Source organism: Achromobacter sp. 413638 (assembly GCF_043119405.1).
Lineage (GTDB): Bacteria > Pseudomonadota > Gammaproteobacteria > Burkholderiales > Burkholderiaceae_B > Achromobacter.
Map to the genome: position 1 here is coordinate 1 of NZ_JBICCO010000091.1, position 21517 is coordinate 21517.

The window sequence follows — 21517 nt, forward strand, 5'->3', positions numbered from 1 at the left end:
GGGGGGGGGGGGGGGGGGGGGGGGGGGGGGGGGGGGGCGGCGGGCGGGGGGGGGGGGGGGGGGGGGGGCGGGCCCCCCCCCCCCAGGGCGGTGCCCCAGCTTCCCGCGCCCAGTACGGCGACGCGCAGGCTGGGCGAGGCGGAAGCGGTCATGGGGCGGTCCCTGGGGTTGCGCGGGTCCGCGTTACTGGCGGGTCGCGCTGGGGGGCAGGATGATGCCCGAGTCGCCGTTGGCGCGGTTGCCGTTGGCCGAGCCTTGCTGCTGGGCCAGTTCGGCCAGGCGCTGCTCGTACAGGGCCTGGAAGTTCACTTCGGTCAGGTGCAGCGGGGGCATCGAGGTGCGGGTGATCGCGTCGGCGATGTTGGCGCGCAGGTACGGGTAGAGCATGGTCGGGCAGACGATGCCCAGCAGCGGATCCAGCTGCTCTTCGGGGATGTTGGCGGCTTCGAAGATGCCGGCCTGGGTGCCTTCGACCAGGTAGACCACCTTGTCGTTGATGCGGGTGGTGACGGTGACCGTGACCGTGGTTTCGAACACGGTGTCGGCCAGGCGCTGGCCGCCGACGGCGATGCTCACTTCCACCTGGGGCGCTTCCTGCTCCAGGAAGACGTGGGGCGCATTCGGCATTTCCAGCGAGAGGTCTTTCAGGTAGACGCGCTGCAGGTTGAACGAGGGCGCGTCGTTGCCGCCTTCTTGCTGGGTGTTTTGGTTCTGGTCAGCCATGAGTGTTTCCGTTGGTAGGAGGGGGCAAAAATATAAGAGGATCAGCCGTTGAGCAGGGGCGCGAGGCCGCCCGCGCGATCCAGCGCCATCAGGTCGTCACAGCCGCCCACGTGGGTGTCGCCGATGAAGATCTGGGGCACGGTGCGGCGGCCGGTGCGCTCGATCATGATGTCGCGCTGGGCCGGATCGCGGTCGATCTGGATGATTTCCAGGTCGGCCACGCCGCGCTGCTCCAGCAGCGCCTTGGCGCGGGCGCAGTAGGGGCAATAATCCTTGCTGTACATGACAACTTTGTTCATGGGCGTTCCTGCGTATCGTGAACCGTGTGGCGGAGGGCGGGGGGCGGGGACCCCGGAATCACTTCTGCGTGACCGGCAGGCTCGCGGCCAGCCAGGCGCGCATGCCGCCGTCCAGCGGCACCACGTCGGCGTAACCCTGGGCGCGCAGCTTGGCGGCGGCGCGGGCCGAATCGCGGCCATTGTCGCAGACCACGATCAGCGGCTTGTTCTTGGGCAGGTTGCCGGCCTTCTGTTCCAGGTCGGCGGCGGGCACGCTGCGGGCCTGGGCGATGTGGCCGGCCTGGAACTGCTCGGCCGGGCGCACGTCGACCCACACAGCCTGGCGCTGGTTGACCATCTGGATGGCTTCGGAGGTGCTCACGGCGGAGCCGGCCCGGCCTTTGCGCAGGGCGGGCACCATCAGCATGATGCCGGACACCACGGCCACGGCGACGATGAAGACGTTGTTTTTATCGAGCAAGAATTGCAGAAGATCCACGGAGCATCCTGAAGTGCGGCGGCTAGCCTTGGTAGCGACAAGCCCGGGGACGCGCCGCAGGGCAAATCTGCGGGTGCGCCCGGACAAAATCAAGGGCAAAATCGCTCAATTATAAAATGAGCGCATTGTTCAACCGCATTTCCCAACTTTTAACCCGCGCTCGCGCGTGACTAGCCATGCATAAACTCGTTCTGATGCGCCACGGCGAAAGCCAGTGGAACCTGGAAAACCGCTTCACCGGCTGGACCGACGTCGACCTGACCGACACCGGCCGCGAACAGGCCCGCAAGGCCGGCGAACTGCTCAAGAAAGAAGGCTATACCTTCGACCTGGCCTATTCCTCGCTGCTCAAGCGCGCCATCCGCACCCTGTGGATCGCCCTGGACGCGATGGACGCCATGTACACCCCGGTCGGCGTGACCTGGCGCCTGAACGAGCGCCATTACGGCGCCCTGCAGGGCCTGAACAAGGCCGAGACCGCCGCCAAGTATGGCGACGAGCAGGTGCTGGTCTGGCGCCGCGCCTACGCCATCGCGCCCGAGCCGCTGGCGCTGGACGACGAGCGCCACCCGCGCTTCGACAAGCGCTACGCCAAGGTGCCGGCCGACCAGCTGCCCGCCACCGAGTGCCTGAAGGACACCGTGGCGCGCGTGCTGCCGTTCTGGAACGAGTCCATCGCCCCGGCGATCCGGGCCGGCCGCAACGTGCTGATCGCCGCCCACGGCAACAGCCTGCGCGCGCTGATCAAGCACCTGGACAATGTGTCGGATGACGACATCGTCAACCTGAACATTCCCACGGGCCAGCCGCTGGTCTATGAACTGGATGATGACCTGCGCCCGATCCGCCACTATTATCTGGGCGATGCCGCCGAGATCGAGGCGGCCATGGCCGCCGTGGCGGCCCAGGGCAAGGCCAAGAAGGACTAAGGACAAGGGCCCGAAAGGGCTCCTCCATCAGGTGGAAACAGGTTCAGTCATGCGTCGCGCGTCGGGGTTGTTGTTGGCGGTCGTTCTGGCCGGTGGAACGCTTTCGGCCCGCGCCGCGCCCAATGACCTGGCCGGGCGCCAGTCCGAGGCCGAGCGCCAGCAGGCCCAGCTGCGCGACCGCATCGAGAACCTGCAAAAAGACATCGACACGCGCGAGGCCGCCCGTAAGGAAGCGGCCGACGCGCTGAAACAGTCCGAATCTTCCATTTCCCGCATCAATCTGCGGCTGCGCGAGCTGGCCGAGGCCAATCGCCAGGCCCAGGCCGACCTGGGCAGCCTGGAAAAGCAGATCGGCGCCCAGCAGGCGACGCTGGCCAAGCGCCGCGTCGAGCTGGCCGACCAGCTGCGCACCCAGTACACCAGCGGCCTGTCGCCCTGGACGGCGCTGCTGTCCGGCGACGATCCGCAATTGCTGGGCCGCAATCTGGGCTACCTGGATTACGTGTCCCAGGCCCGCGCCCAGGCGGTGCAGGCGCTGCGCGCCGACATCGACCGGCTGGCCGCGTTGCAAGGCAAGGCCGACGCCCGTCGCGCCGAGATCGAAAAAGTGGTGGCCGAGACCACCGAGCAGAAGACCGCCCTGGTCGGCCAGCAGAAAGAGCGCTCCACGCTGCTGGCCCAGCTGGAAGGGCAGATCGCCGCCCAGCGTGCCGAGGCCAACAAGCTGGGCCGGGACGACCAGCGCCTGTCGCGCCTGATCACCGACCTGGACGCGGCCATCGTCAAGCAGGCCGAGGAAGCCCGTCGCGCGGAAGAGGCGCGCAGGAAGGCCGAGGAAGCGCGCCGCGCCGAAGAGGCGCGCCGGGCCGAGGAAGCGCGCAAGAAGGCCGAGGCCGAGCGTCGCGCCGAGGAAGCCCGCAGGAAAGCCGACGAAGCGCGCCGCGCCGAGGCCGAGCGCCGCGCTGCCGCCGACGCGCGCCGCAACCGCGATGCGCAGGATGCGCAGGACGCGGCCCGGGCGCGCGAGCAGGTCGAGGCCGCCGCCCGCCAGCAGCGCGGACCGGTCGCCGTGGCCGACCCGGACGCCGCCGGCCTGCGTCCGGCCGATCGCCAGTCGCATACCCGCCTGACCGGTCCGGCCGACACGCCGTCGGCCAGGCCGACGGAACCGGCGAAAAAACCGGAATCCAAGCCGGAACCCGTCGAAGCCGACAGCACTCCAACCCGGACCGCATCCGTGTCGCAGCAGACGACGCGCCCCGTGGTCGGCGGCGGCAACGGCCTGAAGCACGGCCTGCCCATGCCGGTGCGCGGGCAGGTCCAGGGCCGATTCGGCGTCGACCGCCCCGACGGCGGCGTCTGGCGCGGCGTGGTGCTGCGCGCGCCGGAGGGCACGCCGGTCAAGGCCGTCGCGCCCGGCACGGTGGTCTACGCCGAATGGCTGCGTGGTTTTGGCAACCTCATCATTGTGGATCATGGGCAGCAATATCTGACGGTCTATGCTTACAACCAGAGCCTGCTCAAGCGGGTGGGCGATCCGGTTGGCGGCGGCGACACCATCGCCCTGGTCGGGGCGACCGGCGGCCAAGTGGAATCCGGCCTATACTTTGAAATTCGCCATCGTGGCGCTCCTGTCGACCCGGCCCAGTGGCTGGCGCAGTAGATCAGTACCAGTTCAGTACATTATTGGCAGCCACTCGTTGGTACATCCGTAGGACAGCCGGCAGGCTTGCGGCTCCCTCCGGCGAAAACAAAATTCGGGAAGTGTGCATGGGCACTCGCAAATTTCGCGGTTTCGGACTGATCGCCACCGGTGCGGTGGCAGGCGTATTGCTGAGCGTTGGCGTATCCGCCGTGGCCCAGCGCGGCAGCCCGCTGCCCCTGGACGAGCTCAGGCAGCTGAGCAACGTCTTCGCCGCGATCAAGAACAACTATGTCGAAGCGGTTGATGACAAGACGCTCATCAGCAACGCGATCTCCGGCATGGTGTCCAACCTGGATCCGCACTCGGCCTACCTGGACGCCGAGGCCTTCCGCGAAATGCAGACCGCCACGCAGGGCGAGTTCGGCGGCCTGGGCATCGAGGTCGGCGCCGAGGACGGCTTCGTCAAGGTCATTTCTCCCATCGAGGACACGCCCGCCGCGCGCGCCGGCGTGATGGCCGGCGACCTCATCATCAAGATCGACGACACGCCCACCAAGGGCATGTCGCTGAACGAAGCGGTCAAGCTCATGCGCGGCGCGCCCAAGTCGCCGATCACGCTGACCATCATGCGCGCCGATCGTCCCCAGCCCATCGTGCTGAAGATCGTGCGCGACATCATCAAGGTGCGCAGCGTGCGCAGCAAGATGCTGGACAACGGCGTCGGCTACGTCCGCATCGCCCAGTTCCAGGAAAAGACCGGTTCCGACCTGGCCAAGCAGCTCAAGGACCTGGGCGCCAAGGAAGCCCCCAAGGGCCTGGTGCTGGACCTGCGCAACGACCCGGGCGGCCTCCTGACCAGCGCCATCGGCGTGTCCGGCGCCTTCCTGCCGCCCGAGACCCTGGTGGTCTCGACCGACGGCCGCACGCCCGACGCCCGCCACAAGTACCTGGCCTCGCCGTCGGAATACGCGCGCGGCGAAAGCAACTACCTGTCGGGCCTGCCGGCCTGGACCAAGACCGTGCCGATGGTGGTGCTGGTCAACGTCGGCTCGGCCTCGGCATCCGAGATCGTGGCCGGCGCGCTGCAAGACCACAAGCGCGCCAAGGTGCTGGGCAACCGTACCTTCGGCAAGGGCTCGGTGCAGGTGATCCTGCCGCTGTCCGAGAGCACCGCGGTCAAGCTCACCACCTCGCGCTACTTCACGCCCAGCGGCCGTTCCATCCAGGCCACCGGCATCGAGCCCGACTACGTGGTGGCCGACACCGCCGACGGCGACCTGTTCCGCCTGCCGCGCGAAGCCGACCTGCAACGCCACCTGTCGAACCAGCAGACCTCCAACGAGGTGAAATCCAGCGCCGACCAGGAAAACGTCGAACTGCCGGCCAAGATCTTCGAATTCGGCGGCAAGGACGACTTCCAGCTGCAGCAGGCGCTGAACCTGCTGGCCGGCAAGCCGGTGCAGAAGGGCTCGGCCCGCGCCCAGGCCAAGGCCGACGCCAAGGTCGGCGGCCCGGCGCAGCGCATGAAGATCACGCCGACCGGAGTCGAGCCCAGCAAGGAAAAATGAACGACGAGCAACTGCTGCGCTATGCCCGCCACATCCTGCTCGACGAACTCGGCATCGAGGGGCAGGAAAGACTGCTGGCGGCGCGGGTGCTGATCGTCGGCGCGGGCGGGCTGGGCTCGCCCGCCGCGCTGTACCTGGCCACCGCCGGCGTGGGCGACATCACGCTGGCCGATGACGACGTCGTCGAACTGAGCAACCTGCAGCGCCAGATCCTGCACACCACGGCCAGCGTGGGCCGGCCCAAGGCCGAGTCCGGCCGCGACATGCTGGCGGCGTTCAATCCGCAGGCCCGCGTCCATGCGCGCGTCGAGCGCCTGCAGGGCCAGGCCCTGTCCGACGCGGTGGCCGCCGCCGACCTGGTGCTGGACTGCACCGACAACTTCACCACCCGCCACGCCATCAACCGCGCCTGTGTCGAGCACCGCAAGCCGCTGGTCTCGGGCGCCGCCATCCGTTTCGACGGCCAGGTCAGCGTCTACGACCTGCGCGACGACAAGGCGCCCTGTTACCACTGCCTGTTCCCCGAGGCCGATGACGTCGAGCAGGCCAATTGCGCCACCATGGGCGTGTTCGCGCCCGTGGTCGGCATCATTGGCAGCATGCAGGCCGCCGAGGCCCTGAAGCTGCTGTCCGGCGTCGGCGAAAGCCTGTCGGGCCGGCTGCAATGGCTGGACGTGCGCACCATGCAGTGGCGCAGCGTCAATGTGCAGCGCGACCCGGAATGTCCGGTCTGCGGACACCGGCCCGCCTGAAAATTCACGCCGTGCCTTATCGGCTTCAGCCGGTTTCACCGGCATGCTATTGGCCTTGCGGCCAATGTATGGACTGAAAAATCCCTGCTATAACCGCTGCCTGCCCGTGGATCCGGGCCGGGGGCGCGAGAGTGGTGGATACGGGACTGAAGTTCAGCTTGCCTAAGTGGCGCTTGACGCGCTGGCTGACCCACGCCGGCCATGGCACGCCCGCCGACATCCGCGCGGCGCTGCTGGCCAGCCTGTTCGGGACGCTGCCCATCTTCGCCGGCGGCGTCATCAATACCGTGCTCATCTCCGGCATCGTCGCCTGGCGCCGGCCCGAGCCGCTGTACCTGTCCTGGCTCATCCTGGAACTGGCGTTGGCCGCCGTGCGGGTCATGGTGCTGCGCTCGGCGCTGCGCGCCGCGCGGCACGGCGGCAACACGCATACCGACGTCTACATCCTGCTGGCGCTGCTGTGGGCCTTCAGCGTGGGCTATGGCGTCTTCGTCACCTTCCTGAATGGCGACTGGCTTTCGGCCACGCTGGCCGGCGTGTCCTGCGGCGCGATGGCCGGTGGCATCTGCTTTCGCAACTACGGCGCGCCCCGGCTGGTCGCGGCGATGATCTTCCTGAGCCTGGGGCCGATGTGTCTGGGGGCGCTGTTCACCGGCGAGGCGGTCACCGCCATCGTCTTCATCCAGATCCCGTTCTACCTGGTCAGCATGAGCATCGCCTCGCACCGGCTGAACCGCATCCTGGTGTCCACCATGCTGTCCGAGCGCGAGAACGACCGCCGCGCCAGCGAGGACGTGCTAACGGGCCTGGCCAACCGGGCCGGGCTGCAGTCGGCGCTGGAGCGCATCTGTTCCGGCACGCGCGAGCACGACACGCCCGCCGCGCTGCTGTACATGGACATGGACGATTTCAAGATCATCAACGACACCCATGGGCATGCCGCCGGCGACCAGGTGCTCAAGACCATCGCCGACCGCATGCGCGGCATGCTGCGCGTGGACGATGTGGCCGCGCGCATGGGCGGCGACGAATTCATCGTGCTGGTCACCGGCATCGACGCGCCGGCCGCGTTGCGGCTGGGCGAACACCTGCTGCAGGACGTCTCGCATCCGATCGCGCTGGCCGACGGCACGCGCGTGAGCGTGGGGCTGTCCATCGGCATCAGCATCATCTCGCGCAACAACCGCGACGCCCAGGCCGCGTTGGACGCGGCCGACGCCGCCCTGTACCGGGCCAAGGCGCAGGGCGGCCGCTGTTGCGCCGTCGCCGGAGCGTTCGAGGACGACACCGCGCAACAGGAAGGCGACGTCGTGGCGGCCTGAGGTGGGCCGCGGTATCGGCCCAAAATAGGGCCACGATAGGGCAAGAATAGGGCAGGGCCCGGCCAGGGCAGCGTTCTCCGTCACCCGGACTGCGCCGTCGTGGACGCCGCTCGTTCGCCGGGAAAATCGGACGCTGCCAAGAAAAGTTATCAGATAACCTGAAAAGTCTGCCTATAATCGCGGCATGCTGACGCCTTCCCTGACCCTGACCGAACAGGTCGCCCGCCAGATCGCCTCCGACATCGCCCAAGGCGTGCATCCCGTTGGCGCCAAACTGCCGTCCGGCCGCGTGCTGGCCGAACAGTACGGCGTCAGCGCCGCCGTGATCCGCGAAGTCACCGAGCGACTGCGCGCGCAGGGACTGATCCAGAGCCGCCAGGGCTCCGGTTGCACCGTCACCTCGCGCACCGGCGCGCAGGGCTTCCTGCTGTCGGACAGCATCGCCGCCAGTCGCGAACAACTGGCCAGCGTGTACGAACTGCGCATGGAACTCGAAGGCGGCGCCGCGGCGCTGGCCGCGCTGCGCCGCGACGACGCCGACCTGGCCGCCATGGCCGACTCGCTGGCGCGGCTGGAGCGGCACCTCGAAGATCCGGAGCAGGGCGTCGAAAACGACATCTCGTTTCACCTGGCCGTGGCCGCCGCCACGCACAACAGTCATTACGCGGACCTGCTGCGCTATCTGAACCTGCAACTGCGCCAGGCCGTGGGCGCGGCGCGCGCCAACAGCCGCAAGCAGGCCGGGCTGAGCGTTGCCGTGCACCAGGAGCATGTGGCGGTGTTCGAAGCCATCCGCGCGCAGGACGCCGTCGCCGCCCGCCAGGCGGCCGTGGGGCACCTTCGACAAGCCGCCGCGCGATTGCAACTGGCGCTGGCGGAGGACGCGCCGTAGCGCACCGCTGTCCCGTCATCGACCCGATTCGTTTCTGACCCGTCCTGCTTTCCACCGCTAGTTCCACCGTTTCCAGGCACCTCTCATGAGTTCAACCGATTTCGCCCAACGCCTGGTCCAGGCCCTGGGCCCCGACACCGTCGCCACCGCTGAACAGGACATCGCGCCCTGGCTGTCCGACTGGCGCGGCCTGTACAACGGCCGCGCCCAGGCAGTGGTGCGCCCGCGCCGCACCGAAGAGGTCGCCACCTGCCTGGCGCTGTGCCAGCAGGCCGGCGTGCCGGTGGTGCCGCGCGGCGGCAATACCGGCCTGTGCGGCGGCGCCACGCCCGACCAGGGCGCGGCCAACGTGGTGCTGAGCCTGGACCGGATGAACGCGGTGCGCGGCATCGACACCATCGCCAACACCCTGGTGGCCGAGGCCGGCTGCATCCTGGGCAATCTGCGCCGCGCGGCGCAGGACGCCGGCCGGCTGCTGCCGCTGAGCCTGGCGGCCGAGGACTCCAGCCAGATCGGCGGCAACGTCGCCACCAACGCCGGCGGCGTGAACGTGGTGCGCTACGGCATGGCGCGCGAGCTGGTGCTGGGCCTGGAAGCCGTGCTGCCCACGGGCGAGGTGTTCCACGGCCTGCGCACGCTGCGCAAGGACAACACCGGCTACGACCTCAAGCAGCTCCTGATCGGCTCCGAAGGCACGCTGGGCGTGATCACCGCCGTGGCGCTGCGCCTGTTCCCGCGCGCCGACGTGCGCTCGGTGGTGCTGGCGGCGGTGGAGTCGCCGGCCCAGGCGCTGCGCCTGTTCGAGCTGTTGTACGCCAAGTGCGGCGCGCGCCTGCAGGCCTTCGAGTATTTCTCGGGCGATTGCCTGGACCTGGTGCTGACGCACGCCGAAGGCGTGCAGGAACCCTTCGGCCAGCGTTACCCCGCCTATGTGCTGGTGGAGCTGGCCGACTCGGCCGACGAGGCCGCGCTGAACGCCCTGCTGGAAAGCGTGATCGGCCAGGCGCTGGAAGACGAGCTGTGCCTGGACGCGGTGGTGTCGGCCTCGCTGGCCCAGCTGCAAGGGCTGTGGAAGCTGCGCGAGGAAATCTCCGAGGCGCAGCGCGCCGATGGCCCGCACCTGAAGCACGACGTGTCCCTGCCCATCGAGCGCATCCCGGACTTCATGGCCTCGGCCCAGGCCCGGCTGCAGGCGCAGTTCTCCGGCATCCGCCCCTTCGTCTTCGGCCACTTCGGCGACGGCAACCTGCACTACAACCTGTCGCGCCCGGCCGGCGCGCCGCGCGACTGGGCCGCCACGCAGGGCGCGGCCATCACCGACGCGGTGCTGGACGAGGTCAACCGATACGGTGGCAGCATCAGCGCCGAGCACGGCATCGGCCAGCTCAAGCGCGATCACTTCCTGCACAGCAAGGATCCGCTGGAGCTGCGGCTGATGCGCGAGATCAAGCGCCTGGTGGACCCGGCGGGCATCATGAATCCGGGCAAGCTGCTGTAGGCGGCCGCTCGCTAGCGTCGCCAGGCCGCGTTTCTGGCATCTCGTCGCGCTCGTTCGCCCGAGCCGGCCGTCTCAAGATGAGAGCGCCCGGCGCCGTCCGGCGACAAAAAAACCGCGCCGCCCTGCAAGGGGCGGCGCGGTTTTTTCTGTCAGGCGTGGCGGTCCGCCCGGCGCTTATTGCCGGTGATAGACCTCGGCGCCCTTCTTCACGAACTCGATGGACTTTTCCTGCATGCCCTTTTCCAGCGCGTCCTTCTCGCTCACGCCCTGCGACGCGGCGTAGTCACGCACGTCCTGCGTGATCTTCATCGAGCAGAAATGCGGGCCGCACATGGAGCAGAAGTGCGCCACCTTCATCGAGTCCTTGGGCAAGGTCTCGTCGTGGAACTCCTTCGCCGTGTCCGGATCCAGGCCCAGGTTGAACTGGTCGTCCCAGCGGAACTCGAAGCGCGCCTTGGACAGCGCGTTGTCGCGGATGGCCGCGCCCGGATGGCCCTTGGCCAGGTCGGCCGCGTGCGCCGCGATCTTGTACGTGATGATGCCGTCCTTCACGTCCTTCTTGTTCGGCAGGCCCAGGTGCTCCTTGGGCGTCACATAACAGAGCATGGCGGTGCCGTACCAGCCGATCAGCGCGGCGCCGATGCCGGACGTGATGTGGTCGTAGCCCGGCGCGATGTCGGTGGTCAGCGGGCCCAGCGTGTAGAACGGCGCCTCGTGGCAGTGTTCCAGCTGCAGCTCCATGTTTTCCTTGATCATCTGCATCGGCACGTGGCCGGGGCCTTCGATCATGACCTGCACGTCGTGCTTCCAGGCCACCTGGGTCAGCTCGCCCAGCGTCTTCAGCTCGGCGAACTGCGCCTCGTCGTTGGCGTCGTAGCCCGAGCCCGGGCGCAGGCCGTCGCCCAGCGAGAAGCTGACGTCGTAGGCCTTCATGATTTCGCAGATCTCGTCGAAGCGCTCGTACAGGAAGCTCTCCTTGTGATGCGCCAGGCACCACTTGGCCATGATCGAGCCGCCGCGCGAGACGATGCCCGTCATCCGGTCCGCCGTCATCGGAATGAACGGCAGGCGCACGCCGGCGTGGATGGTGAAGTAGTCCACGCCTTGTTCGGCCTGCTCGATCAGCGTGTCGCGGAAGATCTCCCAGGTCAGTTCCTCGGCCTTGCCGTCGACCTTTTCCAGCGCCTGGTAGATCGGCACGGTGCCGATCGGCACGGGCGAGTTGCGGATGATCCACTCGCGCGTTTCATGGATGTGCTTGCCGGTGGACAGATCCATGACCGTGTCGCCGCCCCAGCGGATGGCCCAGGTCATCTTCTCGACTTCCTCGCCGATGCCGGAGCTGACGGCCGAGTTGCCGATGTTGGCGTTGATCTTCACCAGGAAGTTGCGGCCGATGGCCATCGGCTCGATTTCCGGGTGGTTGATGTTGGCCGGGATGATGGCGCGGCCGCGCGCGATCTCGTCGCGCACGAACTCGGGCGTGATGGCCGACGGGATGGCTGCGCCGAAGGACTGGCCCGGATGCTGGCGCAGCAGGCGCTTGACCATCTTCTCGCCATCCGGACCGCTGGCGCGCAGCGTTTCCAGGTACTGCTCGCGGCGCAGGTTTTCGCGGATGGCCACGAATTCCATTTCCGGCGTGATGATGCCTCGGCGCGCGTAGTGCATCTGGGTGACGTTGGCGCCCGACTTGGCGCGGCGCGGCGGACGGCGCAGGTCGAAGCGCATGGCCGTCAGCTTGGGATCGGTCAGACGTTCCTTGCCATAGTCGCTGGTCGGGCCGGCCAGCAGCTCGGTGTCGCCGCGCTCTTCGATCCAGGCGCGGCGCAGCTCGGGCAGGCCGCGGCGGATGTCGATCTTGGCGTCCGGGTCGGTGTAGGGGCCGCTGCAATCGTAGACCGTCAGCGGCGGGTTCTTCTCGCCGCCGAACATGGTGGGCGTGTCGGCCTGCTCGATCTCGCGGAACGGCACGCGGATGTCGGGCCGCGAGCCGGTCTCGTACACCTTGCGCGATTTGGGCAGCGGCGCGACGGCGGCCGAGTCCACTTCTGCGGTGGCGGCCAGGAATTTGGGATTGGCGTTCATGGAAAGCTCCAAGCGAATGGTTTGGAGCCGATCGGGAATGAATCCCCGCCGCGCGCGATGGCGTGGCGGAAATACGGCTCCCAGCATCGGCATTATCCGTACTGGTACGAAGGGACTCTCTCAACACGTCGGCGCCCTGCGGGCGGGACGAGTACCCCTGCGCGAAAGCGAAGTATAGAGCCTGCCGGGGGCCGGCCGCCAAAGTGGTCGATGCTGCGGCGCAAGATGCGAGCGGTCGACGCGTGGTATTACTGGTTTACATTTGGAATCAGACTGCCGAGACAGGGGCAATCAGGTTCTGTACACTTTTTTCGTCAATTGCGGCGGGCAACGTCCGCCGTCCGGTCTGAAGACTACTCAAAGAAGGAAACGAGCATGCAACTGACCCTGCGCAACATGGCGCCCGCCTTGATGGTCCTGACCCTGGCGCTTGCGGGTTGCAAGACCGCGCCGACCAAGAATGCCGGCGATGCCGCCGCGACGCCCCAGACGGGCCAGCAACAACAGCAACAGCAGTCGCCCTCGGCCACGGCTTCCGTGGTGGAGTTCTATGTGGCCAGGACCCAGGCCGGCCCGGGCCTGACGGAAGTCACGCTGCCCGACGGCAAGCTCTACATGGAACAGCAACCCGTGCTGACGCGCGCCGACCTGACCGAGGCCGCCCAGCTGGTGGACCGCGAAGGCAACAACTTCGTCGGCCTGCGCTTCTCGGAATCGGGCGCGCGCAAGCTCAACGACATCAGCAGCAAGAACGTCGGCAACATGCTGGTCCTGGTGCTGGACCGCGAGCTGATCGCCGCGCCGCGCATCGGCGAGCCGCTGAATCGCGGCGTGCTGGCGTTTGGCGTGCCGTCGGCGAAGGCGGCCGCCGACATCGCTTCCCGCATCCGTGGCGATTCGTCCGCGCCGGCCGCCGGTGGCTCGCCGGCCACCGCGCCTGTCACGGCGCCGGCGGCCAAGCCCTGAGTCCGGCACGCCTGGCCGGCCGCGCGGGATGCAACCGCGTCCGCCGTTAAGCACAAAGCCCCCTGCAAAGGGGGCTTTGTGCTGTTGCGCCAGCGGGAAGGGCGGCGCTGCTAGTTTTGCTTGCGGCGTGGCTTCAGGCTGCGACGCGCCTGCGCGGTTTCGATGTAGGTCTGCACCAGCGCTTCCAGCATGTTCCGTTCGTCCTGCGTCAACGCGTCGAAGTGCGACGGAGAAATATTCGGAAAGGGCCATGGCGCTTGCGGGCGCGGCTTGCGACCCGCGCGCTGCGCCGGTTCGGCCACGTTCACCGGCGGCAGCGTGTTGCTGAGGTCGTAGCCGTCCAGCGGCAACTCCATCGAGCCCTTGCCGGTTTCCAGCCACTCGAGTTCGACTTTCAGCACCTGGGCCAGCTTGCGCGCCGAACGGCTCGATTGGCGCAGGCTGCTTTCGTAGCTGCCGATTGCACTTTGCGAGATTCGGGCAAGCCGCGCCAGCTCCTCTTGCGTGTAGCCGCGAAGGAGACGTGCGTGCTTCAGTCGGTCTGAAAATGTCTTCACAGCGCGATTGAAGCTTGCCACGAATTTACCTTGGTGGCTATAAGTATCACTTAGGTAATATGCCTGTTAGGGGTTGATCATGTGGCACAGAGGCACCGTCTTTGTCGTGCAATCCGATGAAATTGCGGGTAATCATTTCGCCAAGAATCTGCGTGAGTTGCGCTGGCGCGTCCATTGCTTCGCATCGGTGAACGCGCTGCTCGAATGCCTGTCCGGGCAGGTGACGGACGCGATCGTGCTGCGCGATCGCTACGATGATCCTTCGCTGTCCATCGCCGCCGCGCGCCGGGCCGCGCCGGGCGCGGCGCTGGCCTGGCAGGACGCCGACGCCTGCGCACAGGCCCGCATCGCGGCCATGGACGCGGGCGCGGACGCTTGCCCGGCGCCGGACATGAGCATGGCCGAATGGGATGCGCTGCTGCGCACGCTGTGCCGGCGGCTGCAGGGCGCTGGGCGTCCCGCGCCGGCCTGGCGCGTGGACATGCACGCGCGTGTGCTGGCGGGGCCGGCGGGCGAGCGGCTGCCGCTCACCGCGACCGAGCGCGCCTTCCTGGTGCGTCTGCTCAATGCGCCGGACCACTGCCTGCGACGCGAGCGTTTCCTGCCGCGCAACGCCGCCGTCGAGCGGGACAGCGTGCGCCGCGTGGACGTGCTGGTCTCGCGTCTGCGCAGCAAGGCGCGGCGGCTCGATATCGACCTGCCGGTACTGGCGGTGCGCGGGTGGGGCTACATCCTGCTGGCGCGGGGCGGTCAGGCGGGCGCGGACGCTACAGGACGACCAGATTGTCCCGATGCATGAGCTCGGGTTCGGTCATGCTGCCCAGGATGCGGGCAATCTGCGATGAAGGCTGGCGCAGGATGCGCCGGGTGTCGGCGGCCGAGTAGTTGATCAGGCCGCGCGCGCATTCGCGGCCCTCGCTGTCGACGCAGGCGACCACGTCGCCGCGGCCGAACTCGCCGTCGACGGCGGTCACGCCGATGGGCAGCAGGCTCTTGCCTTCGCGCAGCAGGGCCTGCACGGCGCCGTCGTCCAGCGTCACGCGGCCGCGCAGGCGCAGGTGATCGGCCAGCCATTGCTTGCGCGCCGACCACACCGGCAGCGCCGCCTGCAGCTCGCTGCCGATGCACTCGCCTTGCGCCAGGCGGGTCAGTACGTCGCGCTCGCGGCCCGAGGCGATCACGGTATGCGCGCCGCTGTGCGCGGCGCGCTTGGCCGCCAGCACCTTGGTCAGCATGCCGCCGGTGCCGATGCCGCTGCCGGCGCCGCCAGCCATGGCTTCCAGCGCGGCGTCGCCCGCTTGCGCGTGCGAGATGAACTTGGCGTCGGGGTTCTTGCGCGGGTCCGAATCGTACAGGCCGCGCTGGTCGGTCAGGATGACCAGCGTGTCGGCTTCGATCAGGTTGGTGACCAGCGCGCCCAGCGTATCGTTGTCGCCCAGCCGGATCTCGTCGGTGACGACGGTGTCGTTCTCGTTGACGATGGGCACCACGCCCAGGCGCAGCAGCGCGAACAGCGTGCTGCGGGCGTTCAGGTAGCGGTGGCGGTCGGCCAGGTCTTCGTGGGTGAGCAGGATCTGCGCGGTGCGCAGGCCGTGTTCCGCGAAGGCGGCCTCATACGCCTGGCACAGGCCCATCTGGCCCACGGCGGCGGCGGCCTGCAACTCGTGCATCACCGACGGACGCTTGCGCCAGCCCAGTCGCGCCATGCCTTCCGCGATCGCGCCGCTGGACACCAGCACCACCTGCCGGCCTTGCTTGCGCAGCGCGGCGATCTGCGCGGCCCAGTGGGCCACGGCGGCACGGTCCAGGCCGCGGCCTTCGTTGGTGACGAGCGACGAGCCCACCTTGGCGACGATGCGCTGGGCGTTGGAGACGACGGATACGGCGGTTGATTCGGCAGACATGATCAGGGCGGACTGCGGCGCGAAGAGGCGTAATCGGATGAAGCTGCGATTATGGCTTATTCGTCGCCGCCGGTCTGGCCGCCCTTGGGCGCGGCGTCCGAGCGCGTGTCGTCGAAGCGCGGGTCTTCGGCCACGTAGGTGCCGTCGGCCTGGTCCTGCGCCAGCTGTTCCTTTTCGCGCTCGGCGTCCAGGTAGTCCTGCAGCGCGTAGATCAGGTCCTGCGTGCCTTCGCCCGACAGGCCGGAGATGCCGAACACCGGGCCGGTCCAGTCGTAGAGCTTGAGGAAGCGCTGCTTGGTGTCCTCGGGATCGGCCACCATGTCCAGCTTGTTCAGCACTAGCCAGCGCGGCTTGTCGGCCAGTTCGGGATCGTAGCGACGCAGTTCCTCGACGATGGCGCGGGCGTCGATCACGGCCTGCTCGACCGGATCGGCGTCGGGATCGGGCGTGGACACGTCCACCAGGTGCAGCAGCACGCGCGTGCGCGCCAGGTGCCGCAGGAACAGGTGGCCCAGGCCGGCGCCTTCCGAGGCGCCTTCGATCAGGCCGGGAATGTCCGCCACCACGAAGCTGCGCGACGGCGAGGTGCGCACCACGCCCAGGTTCGGATGCAGCGTGGTGAAGGGGTAGTCGGCGATCTTGGGCTTGGCGTTCGAGATGCGGGTGATCAGCGTGGACTTGCCGGCGTTCGGCAGGCCCAGCAGGCCCACGTCGGCCAGCACCTTCAGTTCCATGCGCAGGTAGCGGTGCTCGCCTTCCTTGCCAGGCGTCCACTGACGAGGCGCGCGGTTGACGCTGGACTTGAAGTGGATGTTGCCCATGCCGCCCTGGCCGCCGGCCGCCAGCACGACCTTCTGCTCGTGGCGGTTCAGGTCGAACAGGACTTCGCCGGTCTCGGCGTCATGGATGACGGTGCCGACGGGCACGCGCAGCGTGATGTCGGGCGCGGCCGCGCCGTACTGGTCCGAGCCGCGGCCGTTTTCGCCGTTCTTGGCGCGATGCAGGCGCGCGTAGCGGAAGTCGATCAGCGTGTTGATGTTGCGATCGGCCACGGCGAAGATGGTGCCGCCGCGTCCGCCGTCGCCGCCGTCCGGGCCGCCCTTGGGGATGAACTTTTCGCGGCGAAAGCTCGCCACGCCATTGCCGCCTTTGCCGGCGACGACTTCGATGGTGGCTTCGTCTACGAATTTCATGATGTCTGCGCGTGAAGTATGTGTGGGACTGCGCCGATAAGGGCGGCAGCCGGGTGGTTCATGGCCGGGCCATCAACCATTCTGCCCGAAATGGGCCGGCGATAAAAAAGCCCCGCCGCATGCGGCAGGGCTTTCGCCGTTCGTCGACGCGGCCGGGCCGCGTCGCAGAGCGTGCCTGGCCGAATTACTCGGCGGCGACGATCGAAACGGTTTGCTTGTTCAACGCGCCCTTGAAGCCGAATTGAACCTTGCCGTCGATCAGCGCGAACAGGGTGTGGTCCTTGCCCATGCCGACGTTCACGCCAGCGTGGAAGCGCGTGCCGCGCTGACGCACGATGATCGAACCGGCGGGGATGAGTTCACCGCCGAATGCCTTGACGCCCAGACGCTTCGATTCTGAGTCGCGTCCGTTCCGCGTAGAGCCGCCGCCCTTTTTCTGTGCCATGTTTAGCTCCTGCTAATGTGGTACCGAGTCGCTTCTCAGGCCGTGATGGCTTCGATGCGGATTTCGGTGTAGTTCTGACGGTGGCCCTGATGCTTCTGATAGTGCTTGCGACGGCGCATCTTGAAGATCTTGACCTTGTCGTGGCGGCCTTGCGCAAGAACCGTTGCCTTGACCACGGCGCCGGCGACGAGAGGCGTACCAACTTTTAGTTGGTCGCCTTCGCCCACGGACAGCACTTGGTCCAGGGTGATTTCTTGCCCAATGTCAGCCGGTATCTGTTCTATCTTGAGTTTTTCGCCAGCAGCAACGCGATATTGCTTGCCGCCGGTTTTTACGACCGCGTACATGGGGTGTTCCTTAAATAGGTAAAAAGGCCTGTCCGACTGCCGGCTTCGCTGACACACATGCTTGGCGCATGGCATGCAGCAAAGTGGCGGCGCCTTCGCTCTTGCCGTCCGTCCTGACTACTGGGTTTTGACCGGACGCTGCCTGATCTGATGATCGATCCAGGCTGGGCTTGGGCTGCGGAACGTGCCGACGTAATTCGGCCATTAGGAAATAGCCGAATCCGGGATATTAGCCCGCCTGCCATGGAAAGTCAAAAAGCGCTTGCGGGCTAAGGGTTTAGCTGTGGCGCGCCGGCCTCACGGCAGGGCGGCGGTCAGCTTCGCCAGCTCGCGCGCCACCTGACGGATGCCGGCGATGGCGGCCTGCCGGTGGGCATTATCGAGCCGGTCAGAGGGAATGGACGTGCTGACGGCCAGCCGCTTGCCCAGCGGCGTCACGCCCACATAGGCGGCAAAGCAGACCAGGCCTGCCGTGACCTCCTCGCGGTCCTGGGCCAGGCCGTCGCGGCGCACCTCTTCCAGTTCGCGGCGCAGCGCCTCGGGCGTGGCCAGCGTGCGTTCGGTGACTCGGGCCAGCTTGGCGGGCAGGCGCGCGTCCAACTCGGCCGGATCCAGCCCGGCCAGCATGGCCTTGCCCAGCGCGCAGGCGTGCGCCGGCAGCCGCAGCCCCAGATCCGACACCAGCCGCACCGGCCGGCGCGCGTCCTCGCGCGCCAGGTAGACCACCTCGAAACCGTCCAGCGCCGCCAGCTGCACCACCTCGTTGCAGCGCGCCACGAATTCCGCCGCGACCCGGTGGAAGGCGGTCTGCAGGCTGTCGTGGCGCAGGTAGGCCGCGCCCAGCGCCATCAGCTCGATGCCGACGATGTAGCCGCCCTCGCGGCGCTCGATCCAGCGGCGCCGCTCCAGGCTGTCCAGCAGCAGGTACAGCGAGCTGCGGGGCAGGTTGCAGACCCGCATCAATTCGGAGGCCTTCACCGGGCCCGGTTGCGCGGCCAGCGTCCTGAGGATGTCGTGGGCGCGGCGGATGGCGGGAACGTCGGCGGTGTCAGGCATGAATGTCCAATAGGTTGAACAGAAATCTAGCATATTGGACGTTATGGCAAGCCGCTCCTAGACTCGGACGCAGTCCCTGGCGCATCGCGCCTGGGACCGGACCAACTCCGGACAAAACTCGGACCCAAGGAACCCGCATGGCTGCTTCCACTATTCCCGATCATCACCTGCCCGCCGACCTGGACCGCGCTTTGCTGGTCGGCCGCGTCTGGCGCCCGGCGCCGCAGGACGGCCCCTGCGTGGTGGCGGTGCGCGGCGGCCGGATGTTCGACATCACCGCCGTGACGCCGACCATGGCCGACCTGCTGGAGCGGCCCGACCGCGTCGAGCTGGCGCGGTTCGCGCCTGGCGAGCCGCTGGGCGACGCGCGCGACTGGCTGGCGTCCAGTCTGGCCGGCGGCCCGGCCCGCCTGCTGGCGCCTTGCGACCTGCAGCCGGTGAAGGCCGCCGGCGTCACCTTCGCCGTCAGCCTGCTGGAACGCCTGATCGAGGAAGAGGCGGGCGGCGATGCCGGCCAGGCCGACGCGATCCGCGAACGCCTGCAGGGCCTGATCGGCTCGGACCTGTCGCGGCTGCGGCCCGGCTCGGCCGAGGCCATGGCGCTGAAGGAAGCGCTGGTGGCGCGTGGCCAGTGGTCGCAATACCTGGAAGTGGGCATCGGCCCGGACGCCGAGGTCTTCTCCAAGGCGCCGCCCATGGCCTCGGTCGGCTATGGCGCCCGCATCGGCGTGCTGCCCGAGTCACGTTGGAACAACCCCGAGCCCGAGCTGGTGCTGGCCGTGGACAGCCGCGGCCAGATCGTGGGCGCGACGCTGGGCAACGACGTCAACCTGCGCGACGTGGAAGGGCGCAGCGCGCTGCTGTTGACCCGCGCCAAGGACAACAACGGCTCCTGCGCCATCGGCCCCTTCATCCGGCTGTTCGACGCCGATTTCACCCTGGACAGCGTGCGCGCCGCCGAGGTGGCGCTGCGCATCGACGGGCCCGACGGCTTCTCGCTGGCCGGCGTGAATCTGATGAGCCAGATCAGCCGCGATCCGCTGGACCTGGTGCGCCAGACCCTGGGCGCGCACCACCAGTACCCGGACGGCTGCATGCTGTTCCTGGGCACCATGTTCTCGCCCACGCAGGACCGGCACGGGCCGGGCAGCGGCTTCACCCACGCGATGGGCGACCGCGTCGAGATCGCCTCCGGCCCGCTGGGCGCGCTGGTCAACGAGGTGGGCGAGTGCACCGCCATTGCTCCCTGGGACTTCGGCTTGCGGGCGCTGTACGCGAGCCTGGCGCGGCGGGGGCTGCTGGCGGGGGTCGCCACGGGCTGAGGTCGGGGCGCGGCGCAGGGCGATCGCGCGGGCCGGCGTGGCCCGAATGTCACGCGACGGTATGCGAGCCGCGATCGGGATGGCTGGAACAGGGGGGGGGCACGCTGGGCGGGCCAGGCATGGCGGCGGGGCCGGCCAACAAGACAATACGCGCGGGCGCCGTCCAGGGAGCGGCCAGGGACGGACAAGACGCGTCCCTGTTTTGGCCAGCCCGTATAATCCCCGGTCGAATCCTCCCCGACCGCCTGCCGGACGGGGCCCTTGCGGTAAGAGTCCGCCACGCGGCTCGCTTCACAATCCGGATACGTCTTGAATCTCCCCGCGCTCATCGCTCCCATTGCAGACGATATGAAAGCCGTCGATGCGGTTATCCGCAGCCGGCTGAATTCCGAGGTGGTCCTGATCCGCACGATCGGCGACTACATCATCGGCGCCGGCGGCAAGCGCATGCGTCCTGCCATGGTGCTGATGGTGGCGCGCGCGCTGGGCTATGAAGGCACCCATCACCAGCTGCTGGCCGCCGTGGTGGAGTTCATCCACACCGCCACGCTGCTGCATGACGACGTGGTCGACGAGTCCGACCTGCGCCGTGGCCGCGACACCGCCAACGCCGTGTTCGGCAACGCCGCCAGCGTGCTGGTGGGCGACTACCTGTATTCGCGCTCGTTCGAGATGATGGTCGAGGCCGGTTCGATGCGCATCATGAGCATCCTGTCCGAGGCCACTACGGTGATCGCCGAGGGTGAGGTGCTGCAGCTGCTGAACGTGCACGACCCCGACGTGTCGCAGGAACGCTACCTGCAGGTGGTGCGCTACAAGACCGCCAAGCTGTTCGAGGCCGCCGCCCAGGTCGGCGCGGTGCTGGCCGGCGCCACGCCCGAGCAGGAAGCCGCCGCGGCCGCCTACGGCCGCCACGTCGGCACTGCCTTCCAACTGGTCGACGACGTGCTGGACTATCGCGGCGACGCCGCGGCGCTGGGTAAGAACGTGGGCGACGACCTGCGCGAAGGCAAGCCCACGCTGCCGCTGATCCGTGTCATGGAAGTGGGCACGCCCGAGCAGCAGCAACTGATCCGCGACGCCATCAAGACGGGCGACGCCGACTTCGCCGCCGTGGCTGCCGCCATCCAGGCCACCGACGCGCTGGAGCACGCCATGCAGGCCGCCGAAGCCGAGGCCGAACTGGCCCGCAATGCCCTGTCGAACTACCCCATTTCCGTTTTCCAAAAATCTCTGTTAGAATTCTGCGCTTTCGCGGTGAACAGAGATCGCTAGCGAAAAAAGCGGTGAGGCAGTGATGCCGAACCTGCCGTAGTGAAGCAAGTTGGTAGTAAGAGCAAGTGCGCAAGTCTGAAGTGTGGGATTTGCCAAAATCGGGGCGTAGCTCAGCCTGGTAGAGTACTGCGTTCGGGACGCAGGAGTCGGAGGTTCGAATCCTCTCGCCCCGACCACTGATGTGGTCGAATTCTCGGTGATGCACCCGACATCATCGGCAAGAGCCGGTATCGCGCAAGCGTACCGGCTTTTTTGCGT

At 68.0% G+C, this 21517-nt stretch carries 21 protein-coding genes and 1 tRNA gene; 12 read left to right on the forward strand and 10 right to left on the reverse strand.

What is annotated here, in order from left to right:
* Window positions 1-183: 183 nt before the first annotated feature.
* From secB to ACEU5R_RS26825, 3 genes are read right to left on the reverse strand one after another with little or no spacing between them, the layout of a single operon-like run.
* A complete protein-coding gene (secB, locus tag ACEU5R_RS26815) occupies window positions 184-723 on the reverse strand; it encodes a protein-export chaperone SecB (RefSeq protein ID WP_392412785.1) in 540 nt (179 codons plus the stop codon).
* A gap of 41 nt (window positions 724-764) precedes the next feature.
* Window positions 765-1022 carry a glutaredoxin 3 gene (grxC, locus tag ACEU5R_RS26820; protein ID WP_103271427.1) on the reverse strand — a complete coding sequence of 86 codons (258 nt, stop codon included), beginning with the start codon at window positions 1020-1022 and terminating at the stop codon, window positions 765-767.
* Window positions 1023-1080: 58 nt separating this feature from the next.
* On the reverse strand, window positions 1081-1500 hold the full coding sequence (locus ACEU5R_RS26825) for a rhodanese-like domain-containing protein (protein WP_199770938.1): 420 nt from the start codon (window positions 1498-1500) through the stop codon (window positions 1081-1083).
* Window positions 1501-1676: 176 nt separating this feature from the next.
* On the opposite strand from ACEU5R_RS26825, the gene gpmA reads away from it, so the two are divergent.
* The 7 genes from gpmA to ACEU5R_RS26860 all read left to right on the forward strand — a co-directional run bounded on the left by gpmA (window position 1677) and on the right by ACEU5R_RS26860 (window position 10106).
* The gene (gene gpmA, locus ACEU5R_RS26830; RefSeq protein ID WP_103271426.1) at window positions 1677-2429 is read left to right on the forward strand and encodes a 2,3-diphosphoglycerate-dependent phosphoglycerate mutase; all 753 of its coding nucleotides are present in this window, start codon (window positions 1677-1679) and stop codon (window positions 2427-2429) included.
* Between the two features lie 49 nt (window positions 2430-2478).
* Entirely contained in the window at window positions 2479-4092 is a 1614-nt protein-coding gene (locus tag ACEU5R_RS26835) for a murein hydrolase activator EnvC (RefSeq protein WP_103271425.1), read from the forward strand.
* A gap of 107 nt (window positions 4093-4199) precedes the next feature.
* On the forward strand, window positions 4200-5642 hold the full coding sequence (locus ACEU5R_RS26840) for a S41 family peptidase (RefSeq protein ID WP_103271424.1): 1443 nt from the start codon (window positions 4200-4202) through the stop codon (window positions 5640-5642).
* A complete protein-coding gene (locus ACEU5R_RS26845; protein ID WP_103271423.1) occupies window positions 5639-6394 on the forward strand; it encodes a HesA/MoeB/ThiF family protein in 756 nt (251 codons plus the stop codon). The genes ACEU5R_RS26840 and ACEU5R_RS26845 overlap by 4 nt, the downstream gene beginning before the upstream one ends.
* A 134-nt stretch (window positions 6395-6528) precedes the next feature.
* Window positions 6529-7716, forward strand: coding sequence for a diguanylate cyclase (locus ACEU5R_RS26850; RefSeq protein ID WP_103276231.1), 1188 nt, complete (start codon window positions 6529-6531; stop codon window positions 7714-7716).
* 184 nt (window positions 7717-7900) lie between these two features.
* The gene (locus ACEU5R_RS26855; protein WP_392412786.1) at window positions 7901-8608 is read left to right on the forward strand and encodes a FadR/GntR family transcriptional regulator; all 708 of its coding nucleotides are present in this window, start codon (window positions 7901-7903) and stop codon (window positions 8606-8608) included.
* A gap of 85 nt (window positions 8609-8693) precedes the next feature.
* Window positions 8694-10106 carry an FAD-binding oxidoreductase gene (locus tag ACEU5R_RS26860; protein ID WP_392412787.1) on the forward strand — a complete coding sequence of 471 codons (1413 nt, stop codon included), beginning with the start codon at window positions 8694-8696 and terminating at the stop codon, window positions 10104-10106.
* Between the two features lie 174 nt (window positions 10107-10280).
* On the opposite strand, the gene thiC is transcribed toward ACEU5R_RS26860, so the two are convergent.
* The gene (gene thiC / locus ACEU5R_RS26865; protein ID WP_392412788.1) at window positions 10281-12194 is read right to left on the reverse strand and encodes a phosphomethylpyrimidine synthase ThiC; all 1914 of its coding nucleotides are present in this window, start codon (window positions 12192-12194) and stop codon (window positions 10281-10283) included.
* A 375-nt stretch (window positions 12195-12569) separates the two neighbouring features.
* On the opposite strand from thiC, the gene ACEU5R_RS26870 reads away from it, so the two are divergent.
* On the forward strand, window positions 12570-13160 hold the full coding sequence (locus ACEU5R_RS26870) for a preprotein translocase subunit SecD (RefSeq protein WP_103271419.1): 591 nt from the start codon (window positions 12570-12572) through the stop codon (window positions 13158-13160).
* 110 nt (window positions 13161-13270) lie between these two features.
* On the opposite strand, the gene ACEU5R_RS26875 is transcribed toward ACEU5R_RS26870, so the two are convergent.
* Window positions 13271-13738, reverse strand: coding sequence for a helix-turn-helix transcriptional regulator (locus ACEU5R_RS26875; RefSeq protein WP_392412790.1), 468 nt, complete (start codon window positions 13736-13738; stop codon window positions 13271-13273).
* 58 nt (window positions 13739-13796) lie between these two features.
* On the opposite strand from ACEU5R_RS26875, the gene ACEU5R_RS26880 reads away from it, so the two are divergent.
* Window positions 13797-14516 (forward strand): winged helix-turn-helix domain-containing protein, encoded by a 720-nt coding sequence (locus ACEU5R_RS26880; RefSeq protein ID WP_392412792.1) that lies wholly within the window; start codon window positions 13797-13799, stop codon window positions 14514-14516.
* On the opposite strand, the gene proB is transcribed toward ACEU5R_RS26880, so the two are convergent.
* The 5 genes from proB to ACEU5R_RS26905 form a co-directional block, all read right to left on the reverse strand.
* Window positions 14485-15621 carry a glutamate 5-kinase gene (gene proB, locus ACEU5R_RS26885; RefSeq protein ID WP_103271418.1) on the reverse strand — a complete coding sequence of 379 codons (1137 nt, stop codon included), beginning with the start codon at window positions 15619-15621 and terminating at the stop codon, window positions 14485-14487. The two genes, ACEU5R_RS26880 and proB, sit on opposite strands and share 32 nt — an antisense overlap.
* Window positions 15622-15677: 56 nt before the next feature.
* On the reverse strand, window positions 15678-16814 hold the full coding sequence (gene obgE / locus ACEU5R_RS26890; protein ID WP_103271417.1) for a GTPase ObgE: 1137 nt from the start codon (window positions 16812-16814) through the stop codon (window positions 15678-15680).
* A gap of 184 nt (window positions 16815-16998) precedes the next feature.
* Complete coding sequence (gene rpmA, locus ACEU5R_RS26895; RefSeq protein ID WP_006216229.1) at window positions 16999-17259, reverse strand: 50S ribosomal protein L27; 261 nt, start codon at window positions 17257-17259, stop codon at window positions 16999-17001.
* 35 nt (window positions 17260-17294) lie between these two features.
* Entirely contained in the window at window positions 17295-17606 is a 312-nt protein-coding gene (rplU, locus tag ACEU5R_RS26900) for a 50S ribosomal protein L21 (RefSeq protein WP_103271416.1), read from the reverse strand.
* A 297-nt stretch (window positions 17607-17903) separates the two neighbouring features.
* The gene (locus ACEU5R_RS26905; protein ID WP_392412796.1) at window positions 17904-18662 is read right to left on the reverse strand and encodes an IclR family transcriptional regulator; all 759 of its coding nucleotides are present in this window, start codon (window positions 18660-18662) and stop codon (window positions 17904-17906) included.
* Between the two features lie 137 nt (window positions 18663-18799).
* On the opposite strand from ACEU5R_RS26905, the gene ACEU5R_RS26910 reads away from it, so the two are divergent.
* The 3 genes from ACEU5R_RS26910 (at window position 18800) to ACEU5R_RS26920 (ending at window position 21435) form a co-directional block, all read left to right on the forward strand.
* Window positions 18800-19984, forward strand: a complete 1185-nt coding sequence (locus ACEU5R_RS26910) for a fumarylacetoacetate hydrolase family protein (RefSeq protein ID WP_392412798.1) — start codon at window positions 18800-18802, stop codon at window positions 19982-19984.
* Window positions 19985-20293: 309 nt separating this feature from the next.
* A complete protein-coding gene (gene ispB / locus ACEU5R_RS26915; RefSeq protein ID WP_103271413.1) occupies window positions 20294-21259 on the forward strand; it encodes an octaprenyl diphosphate synthase in 966 nt (321 codons plus the stop codon).
* 99 nt (window positions 21260-21358) lie between these two features.
* A tRNA-Pro gene (locus ACEU5R_RS26920) sits at window positions 21359-21435 on the forward strand.
* Window positions 21436-21517 lie beyond the last annotated feature (82 nt).